Source organism: Pseudomonas sp. NPDC089752, assembly GCF_044748725.1.
Lineage (GTDB): Bacteria > Pseudomonadota > Gammaproteobacteria > Pseudomonadales > Pseudomonadaceae > Aquipseudomonas.
Genome location: NZ_JBIVGP010000028.1, coordinates 1 through 13,814, shown reverse-complemented (window position 1 = coordinate 13,814; position 13,814 = coordinate 1). Strand labels below are relative to the sequence as shown.

Here is a 13,814-nt window from a genome sequence, read left to right as displayed (position 1 = left end):
CCGCGCAGCTTTTTAAGTTTTGTGGAAGACAGTTGCTCCCACAGCTCAATCCGCGCAGCTTTTTAAGTTTTGTGGAAGACAGTTGCTCCCACAGGGATTGCATCCCGTCTGAGGCATTTCGCCGGTAGGAGCGGATTTATCCGCGAAGCAGGCGCTGCGGTGCATGGCACGGGCTACGCCCGTGTTCGCGGCTGAAGCCGCTCCTACAGGGGATTGCATGCCGCCTGGGGCATTTCGCCGGTAGGAGCGGCTTCAGCCGCGAAGCAGGCCAGCACAGACAGCATCATAATCAGCAGTCAGTCAACTCAAGGAAGATCGCCGCCAAACGCTCCAGGCCCACCTGGTCCGCCTCGCTGAACCGCCCAGTCTTCGGGCTGTCCAGGTCGAGCACGCCGATCAGCCTGCCCTGCTTCACCAGCGGGATCACCAATTCGCTGTTGGACGCGCTGTCACAGGCGATGTGCCCCGGGAACGCGTGCACGTCCTCGACCCGCTGGGTTTGCCGGGTGGCGGCCGCCGCGCCGCACACGCCGCGGCTGAACGGAATGCGCACACAGGCGACCTGGCCCTGGAACGGGCCGAGCACCAGCTCTTCATTGCGGTTGAGGTAGAACCCCGCCCAGTTCAGGTCGTCCACCTGGTTGTACAAAAACGCCGAAAACTGCGCGGCATTGGCGATGAAGTCGCGCTCGTCGGCAAACAGGGCCTGCACTTGCGCCGCCAGCAGGTCATAGCCGTCGAGGCCTGCGCCACTGGCATTGAGGTCGATCATTTACTTTTGCTCCAACAATTGCAGCCCGACCCAGTAGCGGGCGAACTGATAGGCACAACGGCCATTACGGTTGCCGCGGCCGGTGGCCCAGCGCACGGCGAGGATGTCGAGTGCTTCATCGCGCTGCCAGGCCAGCCCGGCAGGCTGCGCCAGCTGGCCGATCCAGTGTTCGACCACGCTGAGGAAGTGTTCCTGGGTGAAGGGGTAGAACGACAGCCACAGGCCAAAGCGGTCGGACAAGGCGATCTTGTCTTCCACCGCTTCGCTGGGGTGCAGCTCGCCGTCGACCCGCTTCCAGTTTTCGTTGTCGCTCTCCTTCTCCGGCACCAGGTGGCGGCGGTTGGACGTGGCATACAGCAGCACGTTGTCCGGCGCTTGCTCCAGCGAGCCGTCGAGCACGCTCTTGAGCACCCGGTAATCGCCCTCCCCGGCTTCGAACGAGAGGTCGTCGCAGAACAGGATGAAGCGTTGCGGCAGCTTCTGCAGTTGCTCGACCACGCGCGGCAGATCGGCCAAGTGATCGCGCTCGATCTCGATCAGGCGCAACCCGGCGCCTGCGTGCTCGGCCAGCAAGGCACGCACCAGGGACGATTTACCGGTGCCACGCGAGCCCCACAGCAGAGCATGGTTGGCGGGCAGGCCATTGATGAACTGATGGGTGTTGCGGCCCAACTGGTCACGCTGTTTGTCGACGCCGATCAAGTCGGTCAGGCGGATGTCCAGGCTGACCTGCAGCGGCATCAGGTAACCGCTGCGGCCATCGCGCTGCCAGCGCGCGGCCAGCGTGGTAGACCAGTCGATGTCCGGGCGTGGCGCCGGCAGCATCGGTTCGAGACGCGCCAGCACGGATTCGGCGCGTTCCAGGAAAGCGTTCAAGCGAGCGTCCATCAGGGCTCCTGAAAGTTCAGATTCGGGGCTGCCTGTGCAGGCCTCTTCGCGGCTAAAGCCGCTCCTACAGGTACATCACAGGTCCCAAGGGCAGTGATTATCCTGTGGGAGCGGCTTTAGCCGCGAAGAGGCCCGCACAGGCCAGCCGGGCTATCAAGGCTGAATATGTGACAGGCCCACCAGTAGCCGGGGCTGATCGGCTATGCTTGCGCAGCGCAAGGGACGTAGAACCGGCTCGGGACTCATGGATATCAAGTTCACCAATCGCCTGTCATACAAGCAAGCCCGGTTGACAGTCCTGGTCGGCTTCATCCTGGGTACATTGCTCAGTCTCATCCAGATCGGCATCGATTATGCCAGCGAAGACGCATCCATCAACCGCGAAGTGCAGGCGTTGCTGCAAATCAGCCACAACCCGGCCTCGCGCATTGCCTACAACATCGACTCTGAGCTGGCGCTGGAGCTGACCCGCGGCCTGCTGCAGTCGCCGGCGATCATCCGCGCACGGCTGATCGACAACAACGAAACCGTGCTGGCCGATGTCGAGCGTGCCCGCCTGGACGACAGCTATCGACCCCTGAGCGACTTCCTGTTCGGCGAGCACCGCCAGTTCAAGGAGCGCCTGTTCCTCACCCACATGCCCGAGGAATACCTCGGCACGCTGTACCTGGACGTCGACACCTACGCCTTCGGCAGCCGCTTCCTCGACCGCGCCGGGGTCACCCTGCTCAACGGCTTCGCCCGCAGCCTGGTGCTGACTGGCATCCTTCTGGCGTTGTTCTACATGATGTTGACCAAACCCCTGGTCAACGTGATCGGCGCACTCAGCGGCCGCGACCCGCGCCAGCCGGGGCAAACCCGCCTGGAGTGCCCGCATGGCCATGAGCTGGATGAGATCGGCGTGCTGGTCAAGGTGGCCAACCAGCAGTTCGTCAGCATGGCCACCGAGATCCAGCAGCGGCGCACCGCCGAGAACCGCCTGACGCAGTACCTCAACGAACTGGAAGACATCGTTTCGGCACGCACCGAGGAACTCAAGGCCAGCAACAGCCGCCTCAGCCAGTCCAACCAGGAATTGGTCGATGCGCGCCAGCGCGCCCTCGACATGGCCCAGGCGCGCGCGGCATTCCTGGCCAACATGAGCCACGAAATCCGCACCCCGCTCAACGGCATGCTCGGCATGATCGCCCTGGCCCTGGACAGCCCGCTGGCCAGCGAGCAGCGCCAGCAACTGTCGATCGCCCACGACTCGGGCAAGGTGCTGGTGGAGCTGCTCAACGATATCCTCGACCTGTCCAAGTTCGACGCCGGGCAACTGGAGCTCGAACGCATCGCCTTCGACATGGGCGCCATGGTCGAAGACACCGCCAACCTGCTGTCACAGAACGCCGCGCAAAGCGTCGAGCTGACCTGCCTGATCGCCAGCGACTTCCCCAGCACCGTGCTCGGCGACCCGACCCGGGTGCGCCAGGTGGTCAGCAACCTGCTGTCCAACGCCCTCAAGTTCACCCGCTTCGGCCGCGTCGACATCCGCCTGGCGCGGATCGTCGGCGGCGTGCGCCTGGAAGTGCGCGATACCGGCATCGGCATCCCTGAGGACGCCCAGGCGCGGATCTTCCAGCCGTTCACCCAGGCAGGCGCCGGCATCACGCGCCAGTACGGCGGCACTGGCCTGGGCCTGGCCCTGACCCGCAACCTCTGCAAAGCCATGCAGGGCCATTTGCACATCCGCTCCGAACCCGGTTTCGGCAGCAGCTTCAGCGCAGAGTTGCCGCTGACCATCCACACCGAGGCCATCCCACCGCCGCCCCTGCAGGGGCGAATCGTGGTCTTGAGCAACGCAGGTAGCGGCCTGAGCGAGTTGTTACTGAGTGTACTTACATGCTGGGGGCTGGTGGTGCAGAGGCACGACAGCGCATCCACGGTGGATGGCAGCGCGACCGACTTGCTGGTCACCGATGATCTCGACCACTTGTTGCAGCTGCGCCCAGCGTTCAAGGTGCCAATCCTGCTGGTGACGGCGTATGGCAACTTCCTGCCGCCGGAGCAGTCGACGCAACTTGCGCCCTTGCACCAACTGGCCCGCCCGCTGGCGCGCAACGCGCTGTACCAGACCCTGCGCCGCACCCTGCAGGGCCAGGCTCCCGAGCATCCGTTGGCAACCCCGGCCCTGCGCACCAGCGAAGGGCGCGCACGGATCCTGCTGGTGGAGGACAACCCGGTCAATCAGCTGGTGGCCAAGGGCATGCTGGCCAAGCTCGGTTGCCAGGTGCAAATCGCCACCCAGGGCGCAGAGGCGCTGGAGTGGCTGGAACGGGAAGCCTTCGACATGGTGCTGATGGACTGCAACATGCCGGTGATGGACGGCTATGAGGCCAGCCGCCGCATCCGCCAGAGTGGCCGCTGGCCCGAGCTGCCGATCGTCGCGCTGACCGCCAACGCCATGCCCGAGGAGCGTGAACGCTGCCGCGCGGCGGGCATGAACGACTACCTGGCCAAGCCGTTTCGCCGCGAAGAACTGTTGGCGCTGGTCGACCACTGGGTACCGCTCAACGGCTGAGCAGGCGCTCGATGTCGGCTTCCAGGGCCTGGGGCTTGGTGGTCGGGGCGTAACGCACGACCTTGCCACTGGCCGGGTCGACCAGGAACTTGGTGAAATTCCACTTGATCTTCTGCGACCCCAACAAGCCCGGAGCGCGCTGCTTGAGCTCGACGAACAGTGGATGAGCGCCGGGGCCGTTGACCTCGACCTTGCGAAACAACGGGAAGCTCACGCCGAAATTGCGTTCGCAGAACTGCGCGATTTCGCGCGCCTCACCCGGCTCCTGCTTGCCGAACTGGTTGCAGGGAAAGCCCAGCACCACCAGGCCGCGCTCGCGGTAGGCCTGCCACAACTGCTCCAGGCCCTTGTATTGCGGGGTGAAGCCGCACTGGCTGGCGGTGTTGACCACCAACAGCGCCTTGCCGGTGAAGTCGCCGAGCACCTTGTGCTCGCCGCCCAGGGTCACGCAGGGGATGTCCAGCATCGATCCAGCCATTTCAGGCTCCGTCATTGGGTTTGAAGTCCAGGCACACCGAGTTGATGCAGTAGCGCAGCCCGGTCGGTGGCGGCCCGTCGGGGAACACATGGCCCAGGTGCGCGTCGCACTGCGCGCAGGTAACCTCGGTGCGGATCATGCCGTGGCTGGTGTCGCGAATCTCGATCATCGCGCTTTCTTCAATGGGTGCATAGAAGCTCGGCCAGCCGCAGCCGGAATCGAACTTGGTGGTTGAATCGAACAGCGGCAAGCCGCAGCAGATGCAGTTGTAGACGCCCGCACGCTTTTCACTGTTGTACTTGCCGGTAAACGGTCGCTCGGTGCCCTTCAGGCGGCACACCTGGTACTGCGCCGGGTCGAGCATTGCGCGCCATTCTTCCAGGGTTTTGTCGATCTTTTGCATGTGAGGACCTCGGCAGGCTGAATTTCACCTCGCGCCGTCTTTTCCGTAGCGCGGGTGGCACGTATATTAGTTGGCTTCGTGTGCACGGGCTCCAAGTCTGGCACCCGCTTGCTGCCCTTTCAAACCTTTCGAACGGGGCGCAGCGCGTATTCTCAACCGGGACCACATCATGCAGTTCAGCAAATCGAACAAGCTCGCCAATGTCTGCTACGACATTCGCGGCCCAGTGCTCAAGCACGCCAAACGCCTGGAAGAGGAAGGCCACCGCATCCTCAAGCTGAACATCGGCAACCCGGCGCCGTTTGGCTTCGAAGCGCCAGACGAAATTCTCCAGGATGTGATCCGCAATCTGCCGACCGCCCAGGGCTACAGCGACTCCAAAGGTCTGTTCAGCGCACGCAAGGCAGTGATGCAGTACTGCCAGCAGAAGGAAATCGAAGGCGTCACCATCGAGGATATCTACCTCGGCAACGGCGTCTCCGAGCTGATCGTCATGTCGATGCAGGCGCTGCTCAACAACGGCGACGAAGTGCTGATCCCGGCTCCCGACTACCCGCTGTGGACCGCCGCCGTGAGCCTGGCCGGCGGCAAGCCGGTGCACTACCTGTGCGACGAGCAGGCTGACTGGTTCCCGGACCTCGAGGACATCAAGGCCAAGATCACCCCGAACACCAAGGCCCTGGTGATCATCAACCCGAACAACCCGACCGGTGCTGTGTACTCCAGGGAACTGCTGCTGGGTATGCTGGAGCTGGCACGCCAGAACAACCTGGTGGTGTTCTCCGACGAGATCTACGACAAGATCCTCTACGACGAGGCCGTGCACATCAGCACCGCTTCGCTGGCCCCGGACCTGCTGTGCCTGACCTTCAACGGCCTGTCCAAGTCGTACCGGGTGGCGGGCTTCCGCTCCGGCTGGCTGATCATCTCCGGGCCCAAGCACCACGCCCAGAGCTACATCGAAGGCATCGACATGCTGGCCAACATGCGCCTGTGCGCCAACGTGCCGGCCCAGCATGCCATCCAGACCGCCCTGGGCGGCTACCAGAGCATCAACGACCTGGTGCTGCCACCGGGCCGGCTGCTGGAGCAGCGCAACCGCACCTATGAGTTGCTCAACGCCATCCCGGGGGTTAGCTGCGTCAAGCCGATGGGCGCGCTGTATGCCTTCCCGCGGATCGACCCGAAGGTCTGCCCGATCCTCAACGACGAGAAGTTCGCGCTGGACCTGCTGTTGTCGGAAAAACTGCTGATCGTTCAGGGCACGGCGTTCAACTGGCCGTGGCCGGACCACTTCCGCGTGGTGACCTTGCCACGGGTGGATGACCTGGAGCAGGCGATCGGGCGGATTGGGAATTTCCTCAAAGGGTATTCGCAATAAGCCACTGCCGTGGGGGGGCGCAGTGCGCCCTCCTACACACCTCACAGGATGTTTCTTACATCCTGCAATGCTCTACCTCACAGTCCCCGCTGGATCCTCTGCCATACTCCGCCGTACACAGTTTGAAATAGTCGCCTGATTGAATCCGGGCGATCAGCCCCTTATATACCCCGCATACGCAACACACTCATCCGTCAGGAGAACGTAACAACCATGATGCGCATTCTGTTGTTTGTAGCCACCAACCTTGCGGTGGTGCTGGTTGCAAGCATTACCCTGAGCCTGTTCGGCTTCAACGGGTTCATGGCCGCCAACGGGGTCGACCTCAACCTCAGCAGCCTGCTGGTGTTCTGCGCCGTGTTCGGCTTTGCCGGCTCTCTCGTTTCGCTGTTCATTTCCAAATGGATGGCGAAGATGAGCACTGGCACCCAGATCATCTCGCAGCCGCGCACTCGCCATGAGCAGTGGCTGCTGCAGACGGTCGAGGAGCTGTCCCGCGAAGCCGGCATCAAGATGCCCGAGGTGGGTATTTTCCCGGCCTACGAGGCCAACGCCTTCGCCACCGGCTGGAACCGCAACGACGCACTGGTCGCCGTGTCCCAAGGCCTGCTGGAGCGCTTCTCGCCCGACGAAGTACGCGCCGTGCTGGCCCACGAGATCGGCCACGTGGCCAACGGTGACATGGTCACCCTGGCGCTGGTGCAGGGCGTGGTGAACACCTTCGTGATGTTCTTTGCGCGAATTATCGGCAACTTCGTCGACAAGGTCATCTTCAAGAACGAAGAAGGCCAGGGCATTGCCTACTACGTGGCGACCATCGTCGCCGAGCTGATCCTCGGCATCCTCGCCAGCATGATCGTCATGTGGTTCTCGCGCCGTCGCGAGTACCGCGCCGACGAAGCCGGCGCACGACTGGCCGGCACAGCCGCGATGATCGGCGCCCTGCAGCGCCTGCGCGTGGAGCAAGGCCTGCCGGTGCACATGCCTGACACCATGAAGGCCTTCGGCATCAATGGCGGCCTCAAGCACGGCCTGGCTGGTCTGCTGATGAGCCACCCGCCGCTGGAAGAGCGCATCGAGGCCCTGCGCCGTCGCGGTTGATCCAACGGGTAAAAGAAAAGGGCGACTTCAAGTCGCCCTTTTTCGTTTCCGGTGCCGGCCTCTTCGCGGCTGAAGCCGCTCCCACGAAGCTGTAGGAGCGGATTCATCCGCGAAGAGGCCCGCACAGGCAACCAACCATCAGAACTGTACGCGATACACCCGCTCCAGTACGCTGGCGACGCCGGCCTGGAGAAATTTCGGGCTCTCTTCAATCACCTCGCGCTCATCCAGAATCTGCACATTGCCACCGGCATACCCCTGGCGCACTTCGTCATCCGGCACCGAGAACGGCGGGCCGTCGAGCAGCTGCTGATCGTAATCCATGGTCAACAGCAGCCCCTGACACCCCACAGGCAGCACTTGCGACAGATGCGCCATGTAGCGCGCCCGCATCGGGGCCGGCAAGGCAATTACCGCAGCGCGGTCGTAGAGGCCCTTGCAATCGGCAACATCCTCTGCCCGCAAGGCAAAGAAATCGCCACACCAGATTTCGACATCACCGCTGCGCCAGATCTCGAACGCACCCTGTTGCGAGACCTGTGCCTGCAGCCCCTGCTCTTGGAAAAAATCCTCCACCGCCCGCCGCGACAACTCCACCCCCAGTACTCGATGGTTGTTTGCCGCCAGCCAGGCCATGTCCAGGCTCTTGCCACACAACGGCACAAGCACGCGGCTGCCTTGAGCCAGCGCCAGCTCGGGCCAGTTCGCCAGCAGGAATGGGTTGACGTCTGTACGGTGAAAGCCGATCTGATTATCGGCCCATCGCTTTTGCCAAAACGCTGGTTCCATGATCACTCCCGATTTTTAGATGGATTAAGGGCAAATCTTGGTTTGGATTTCGATCTGTACTTGGTCGAACATGATGACATCTTAATCCTCTGGACCCCAATCATGCTGCCCAGTCTGTTCATTTCCCACGGCTCACCCATGCTCGCCCTACAACCCGGCGCCAGCGGACCGGCACTGGCGCGCCTGGCCAATACGCTGCGTCACCCGAAAGCGATCGTGGTGGTCTCGGCGCACTGGGAAAGCCGCGAACTGCTGGTGACTGGTGGTACGCAGCCAGAGACCTGGCATGACTTCCACGGATTCCCACCCGCACTCTATGCAGTGCAGTACCCGGCACCAGGCAATCCAGCGCTGGCCACAAAGGTCAGCGAGTTACTCAACGCGGCCGGCCTGCCCACGCGCCTGGATGCCCAGCGGCCATTCGACCATGGCGCCTGGGTGCCGCTGTCGCTGATGTATCCAGATGCGAGCATTCCAGTGATTCAGGTATCGCTGCCCAGCCGCATGGGGCCTGGGTTGCAGTTGAAGGTCGGCCAGGCACTGGCGGCGCTGCGCGAGGAGGACATTCTGCTGGTAGGGTCCGGCAGTATTACTCACAACCTGGGGGAACTCGACTGGCACGCGGGGCCGGAGGTGATCGAGCCGTGGGCGCTGGCGTTTCGCGATTGGGTGGTGGAAAAACTCGGTGAGGATGATCAGGCGGCATTGCTGGACTTCCAGCAACAGGCGCCATTTGCGGCACGTAACCATCCCAGTGATGAGCATTTCTTGCCGTTATTCTTTGCTTTGGGCGCTGGCGGAAAATTCGGCATCGTGCATCAAGGATTCACCTTGGGTGCGCTGGGGATGGACATCTATCGGTTCGACTGAAGGGCCTCTTCGCGGGGCAAGCCCGCTCCCACAGGGTCATGTGCTACTTCTGTGGGAGCGGGCTTGCCCCGCGAAGAGGCCGCTACAGGCAAAAAAATCCCCGACCTGGGCCGGGGATTTTTTCGTTACGCCAGGATCAATCCTCGCGGTAGCGACGCAGCTTCAGCTGCTTGCCAGCCACGCGGGTGTCCTTGAGCTTGGACAGCAGGCGCTCGAGGCCATCTTCCGGCAGCTCGATCAGGCTGAAGCTGTCGCGCACCTGGATGCGACCGATTGCATCACGGGCCAGGCCACCCTCGTTGAGGATCGCGCCCAGCAGGTTTTTGGCGGCGATACCATCACGGGCACCCAGGGCGGTACGGCAACGTACACGGCCTTCGGCCAGCGGCAGCGGTGCGCGACGCTCGCGGTCACCACGGTCGCTGCGCTCGGCACGGTCGCCACGCTCTGGGCGCTCACCGCGCGGAGCGAAGCTTGGCACCAGCGGCTGCTCGCGCTCTACTGCAGCCAGGTCCAGGGCTTGGCCGTTGGTGGCCTTGCGCAGCAGGGCTGCGGACAGGGCACGCGGGCTGCAACCCAGGGCTTCGGTCAGGCGGTCGAACAGCTCGCCATGAGTGGCTTCAGCTTCGGCAACCAGCGGCTCCAGGCTCTTGGTCAGCTTCTTGATGCGCGCATCCAGCACGGCTTGAGCGTTCGGCAGACGGGCTTCGGCAACCTTCTGCCCAGTGACGCGCTCAATCACCTGCAGCATGCGGCGCTCACGCGGGGTGACCAGCAGCAGTGCGCGGCCTTCGCGACCGGCACGGCCGGTACGGCCGATACGGTGTACGTAGGACTCTGGGTCGTACGGCATGTCGACGTTGAACACGTGAGTGATGCGCGGTACGTCCAGGCCACGGGCAGCGACGTCGGTCGCGACGACGATGTCCAGGCGGCCATCCTTGAGCGAGTCGATGACGCGCTCACGCTGGTTCTGGGCGATGTCGCCGTTCAGCGCAGCAGCCTTGTAGCCCTTGGCTTCCAGCGCGGCGGCCAGGTCCAGGGTGGCTTGCTTGGTGCGCACGAAGGCGATCAGCGCGTCGAACTCTTCCACTTCCAGCAGACGCAGCACAGCCGGGATCTTCTGGTCGGCATGGACCATCAGGTGGGCCTGGTCGATCGCGGTAACGGTCTGGGTCTTGCTCTGGATCTTGACGTGCTTGGGCTCACGCAGGTGACGCTCGGCGATCGAGCGGATCGACGACGGCAGGGTTGCGGAGAACAGTACGGTCTGGCGGCTGGCCGGGATGGCATCGAAGATCACTTCGAGGTCATCCATGAAGCCCAGTTTGAGCATTTCGTCGGCTTCGTCCAGTACCAGGTACTGCACGGTCGACAGGACTTTCTCGTCGCGACGCAGGTGGTCGCAGAGACGGCCCGGGGTAGCCACGACGATTTGCGCGCCGTTACGGATGGCACGCAACTGTGGGCCCATCGGGGCACCACCGTAGACAGCCACCACGTTAACGCCTGGCATCTGCTTGGCGTAGGTTTCGAAAGCGGTAGCAACTTGCAGCGCCAACTCACGGGTTGGCGCCAGGATCAGGGCTTGCGGTTCGCGCTTGCTCACGTCGATCTTGTTGAGGATCGGCAGGGCGAAGGCAGCGGTCTTGCCGGTGCCAGTCTGCGCCTGGCCGATCATGTCGTGACCGGCGAGGATGATCGGGATCGACTGATGCTGAATAGCGGACGGCTCTTCGTAGCCGGTGGCTACGACAGCAGCAACGATATTCGGATTGAGATCGAGAGCGGCGAATCCGCCGGTTTCCTGGGTCATGGGTCTGCCTCTAGGTGCATCCGCAAAGACCCATGCTCCAAAGCTGCACATGCCTTGAAAGACCAGAAGGTCACCCAGGCAGCTTTGGCGGCGGGGATTTGCGAAAACGATTGAAAAAGAAAAACTTGGGAAGGTCCGCCTAGCGGACGTGCAGCCGAAGCTGGACTCGGAGGATTTGCACCACCTGATTTTGAGGTCCGCTAAAAGACCGGCGCGTACTATACCCGAATAACAGAGGGCCGTGAGGAAATTTTTTACAATTCACGGCCAGCATCGGGCCATCAGAAAAAGCCGGCTGAATCGATTCTTTCAGATGCACCGCGTTGTCTTCTTCGCGGGGCAAGCCCGCTCCCACAAGGTTCGGTGCAATCGTCAGGTTGCCGGCCGGATCACCTGGATCAAGGTTTCCAGGCTATACCCCAACTTCGGCGCCAGCGCCTCGGCCCGCGCCCGCACGCCGTCCAGGTCCAGCACCTGCTCAAGGTCCGCCGGCACCAGCAGGATCACGTTGCCCTCCTTCACCGGCAGTTCCCAGTAGTGCCGGTGGTACAAACCGCGCAACAGTGCCGCGCCCAGCGGCCTGCCGTCATCGCCTGCCCACTGGTTGATCACCAGCCAGCCGCCGGGGTTGAGCTGCTTCTGGCAGTTCTCCAGAAATTTCCAGGCCAGGTGGCCGACGCCCGGACCGTGGTCGGTGTACAGGTCGACGAACAGCAGGTCGGTCTTCTCCGCCGTGGGCAGCAGCTCCAGGGCATCGCCGACCCGCACGTACAGGCGCGGGTCGTCGTCCAGCCCCAGATACTCCATGGCCAGGCGCGGCACATCCGGGCGCAGCTCGATGGCTTCGATGTCGTCAAGCGGCAGGAACTTCATGCAGGCCTGGGTCAGAGTGCCGGCGCCCAGACCGAGAAACAGCGCGCTCTCGGGCTGCGCGTGGCACAGCGCACCTACCAGCATGGCGCGGGTGTAGTCGTACTCCAGCCAGCTGGGGTCGGCGGTGAACACGCAGCTCTGCTCGATGGCATCGCCGAATTCGAGGAAGCGGTAGTCATCCACTTCGTACACGCTGATGACGCCAAAAGCATCCTCGACCCGGGCCAGCAGCACCTCTTCCCGCTCCGTCGCCATTTATCCGCCACTCGCCCGCGCAAAAACGCGCATTGTCCGTCAACGCCGTGGATGCAACAAGCTCAGCGCCAACTGTTACCATGACAGACAGCCTATAACCAACAATACCGAGCCTGTGATGAACCAACCGTGGAGCCCTGACAGCTGGCGTGCCCTGCCGATCCAGCAGCAACCGACCTACCCCGATGCCGCGCACCTGCTCAAGGTCGAACAGACCCTGGCCAGCTACCCGCCGCTGGTGTTCGCCGGGGAAGCGCGCGAGCTGCGCCGGCAGTTCGCCGAGGTCACCGAAGGCCGCGCCTTCCTGCTGCAGGGCGGCGACTGCGCCGAGAGCTTCGCCGAGTTCTCGGCGGCGAAGATCCGCGACACCTTCAAGGTGCTGCTGCAGATGGCCATCGTCATGACCTTCGCCGCCGGCTGCCCGGTGGTCAAAGTCGGCCGCATGGCCGGGCAGTTCGCCAAGCCACGCTCGGCCAACGACGAAACCATCGGCAACATCACCCTGCCGGCCTACCGTGGCGACATCGTCAACGGTATCGGCTTCGACGAACAAAGCCGCATCCCCGACCCCGATCGCCTGCTGCAGGCGTACCACCAGGCCACCGCCAGCCTCAACCTGCTGCGCGCCTTCGCCCAGGGCGGTTTCGCCGACCTGCACCAGGTGCACAAGTGGAACCTGGACTTCATCGCCAACTCGGCGCTGGCCGACAAGTACCATCAACTGGCCAACCGCATCGACGAAACCCTCGCGTTCATGCGCGCCTGCGGACTGGACAGCGCCCCACAGTTGCGCGAAACCAGCTTCTTCACCGCCCACGAGGCGCTGCTGCTCAACTATGAAGAAGCCTTCGTGCGCCAGGACAGCCTGACCGGCGACTACTACGACTGCTCGGCGCACATGCTGTGGATTGGCGACCGCACCCGCCAGCTCGACGGCGCCCATGTGGAGTTCCTGCGCGGCGTGCACAACCCGATCGGGGTCAAGGTCGGCCCGAGCATGAACCCTGAAGAACTGATCCGCCTGATCGACGTGCTCAACCCGGACAACGACCCCGGCCGCCTCAACCTGATCGTGCGCATGGGCGCTGGCAAGGTCGGCAGGCATCTGCCTGGGCTGATCCGCACCGTCGAGCGTGAGGGGCGCAAGGTGCTGTGGAGTTCCGACCCGATGCACGGCAACACCATCAAGGCCAGCAGCGGCTACAAGACCCGCGACTTCGCGCAGATCCTCGATGAAGTGAAACAGTTCTTCCAGGTGCACCAGGCCGAAGGCAGCCATGCTGGCGGCATTCATATCGAAATGACCGGGCAGAACGTCACCGAATGCATCGGCGGCGCCCGGCCGATCACCGAAGACGCCCTATCCGACCGCTACCACACCCACTGCGACCCACGCATGAACGCCGATCAGTCGCTGGAACTGGCCTTCCTGATCGCAGAAACCCTCAAGCAGGTGCGGCGCTAGAAGCTTTTAGCGTTGCTGTTCGCTGTTGATCTTGCTTCTATGTGCGCGAAAGTCCAGACAACGCAGAGTGCGACTTCAGGAGGCCGAGCGCAGGTCTTGCGGAGGGAGGTGACGGGCAGGAGCCCGTCAAGCGCCTCGGCCCATGGATGGGCCGTGGGCGCGG

The 13,814-nt window shown here is 63.3% G+C and carries 11 protein-coding genes and 1 pseudogene; 5 read left to right on the top strand and 7 right to left on the bottom strand.

The window, feature by feature from the left end; genetic code table 11:
• Window positions 1-289: 289 nt before the first annotated feature.
• Entirely contained in the window at window positions 290-772 is a 483-nt protein-coding gene (locus ACIPZF_RS25950; RefSeq protein ID WP_400804890.1) for a GAF domain-containing protein, read from the bottom strand.
• Window positions 773-1,660, bottom strand: coding sequence for an ATP-binding protein (locus tag ACIPZF_RS25945; RefSeq protein ID WP_400804887.1), 888 nt, complete (start codon window positions 1,658-1,660; stop codon window positions 773-775).
• Between the two features lie 202 nt (window positions 1,661-1,862).
• Here ACIPZF_RS25945 and ACIPZF_RS25940 point away from each other — a divergent pair, with 202 nt between their 5' ends.
• Window positions 1,863-4,220: a response regulator gene (locus ACIPZF_RS25940; protein ID WP_400804885.1), complete on the top strand. Its 2,358-nt coding sequence runs from the start codon at window positions 1,863-1,865 to the stop codon at window positions 4,218-4,220.
• Here ACIPZF_RS25940 and ACIPZF_RS25935 read toward each other — a convergent pair.
• Both ACIPZF_RS25935 and msrB read right to left on the bottom strand, forming a co-directional pair.
• Window positions 4,210-4,698: a glutathione peroxidase gene (locus ACIPZF_RS25935; RefSeq protein WP_400804882.1), complete on the bottom strand. Its 489-nt coding sequence runs from the start codon at window positions 4,696-4,698 to the stop codon at window positions 4,210-4,212. The genes ACIPZF_RS25940 and ACIPZF_RS25935 overlap by 11 nt on opposite strands.
• Window position 4,699: 1 nt before the next feature.
• The gene (gene msrB / locus ACIPZF_RS25930; protein ID WP_400804879.1) at window positions 4,700-5,101 is read right to left on the bottom strand and encodes a peptide-methionine (R)-S-oxide reductase MsrB; all 402 of its coding nucleotides are present in this window, start codon (window positions 5,099-5,101) and stop codon (window positions 4,700-4,702) included.
• 169 nt (window positions 5,102-5,270) lie between these two features.
• Here msrB and ACIPZF_RS25925 point away from each other — a divergent pair, with 169 nt between their 5' ends.
• Both ACIPZF_RS25925 and htpX read left to right on the top strand, forming a co-directional pair.
• Window positions 5,271-6,482, top strand: a complete 1,212-nt coding sequence (locus tag ACIPZF_RS25925) for a pyridoxal phosphate-dependent aminotransferase (RefSeq protein ID WP_400804877.1) — start codon at window positions 5,271-5,273, stop codon at window positions 6,480-6,482.
• Window positions 6,483-6,695: 213 nt separating this feature from the next.
• Entirely contained in the window at window positions 6,696-7,583 is an 888-nt protein-coding gene (gene htpX / locus ACIPZF_RS25920) for a protease HtpX (protein ID WP_400804874.1), read from the top strand.
• A 138-nt stretch (window positions 7,584-7,721) separates the two neighbouring features.
• Here the strand turns inward: htpX and ACIPZF_RS25915 are convergent, their stop codons facing one another.
• Window positions 7,722-8,372, bottom strand: a complete 651-nt coding sequence (locus ACIPZF_RS25915; RefSeq protein ID WP_400804871.1) for a thiopurine S-methyltransferase — start codon at window positions 8,370-8,372, stop codon at window positions 7,722-7,724.
• 102 nt (window positions 8,373-8,474) lie between these two features.
• Here ACIPZF_RS25915 and ACIPZF_RS25910 point away from each other — a divergent pair, with 102 nt between their 5' ends.
• The gene (locus ACIPZF_RS25910) at window positions 8,475-9,242 is read left to right on the top strand and encodes a DODA-type extradiol aromatic ring-opening family dioxygenase (RefSeq protein ID WP_400804868.1); all 768 of its coding nucleotides are present in this window, start codon (window positions 8,475-8,477) and stop codon (window positions 9,240-9,242) included.
• 136 nt (window positions 9,243-9,378) lie between these two features.
• Here ACIPZF_RS25910 and ACIPZF_RS25905 read toward each other — a convergent pair.
• Together ACIPZF_RS25905 and ACIPZF_RS25900 are read right to left on the bottom strand one after the other, a co-directional pair.
• Window positions 9,379-11,092 (bottom strand): annotated as a pseudogene (locus tag ACIPZF_RS25905) (DEAD/DEAH box helicase).
• Between the two features lie 338 nt (window positions 11,093-11,430).
• Window positions 11,431-12,186: a spermidine synthase gene (locus ACIPZF_RS25900; RefSeq protein ID WP_400804865.1), complete on the bottom strand. Its 756-nt coding sequence runs from the start codon at window positions 12,184-12,186 to the stop codon at window positions 11,431-11,433.
• A gap of 118 nt (window positions 12,187-12,304) precedes the next feature.
• On the opposite strand from ACIPZF_RS25900, the gene ACIPZF_RS25895 reads away from it, so the two are divergent.
• Window positions 12,305-13,651 (top strand): class II 3-deoxy-7-phosphoheptulonate synthase, encoded by a 1,347-nt coding sequence (locus tag ACIPZF_RS25895; RefSeq protein WP_400804862.1) that lies wholly within the window; start codon window positions 12,305-12,307, stop codon window positions 13,649-13,651.
• Window positions 13,652-13,814: the final 163 nt, after the last annotated feature.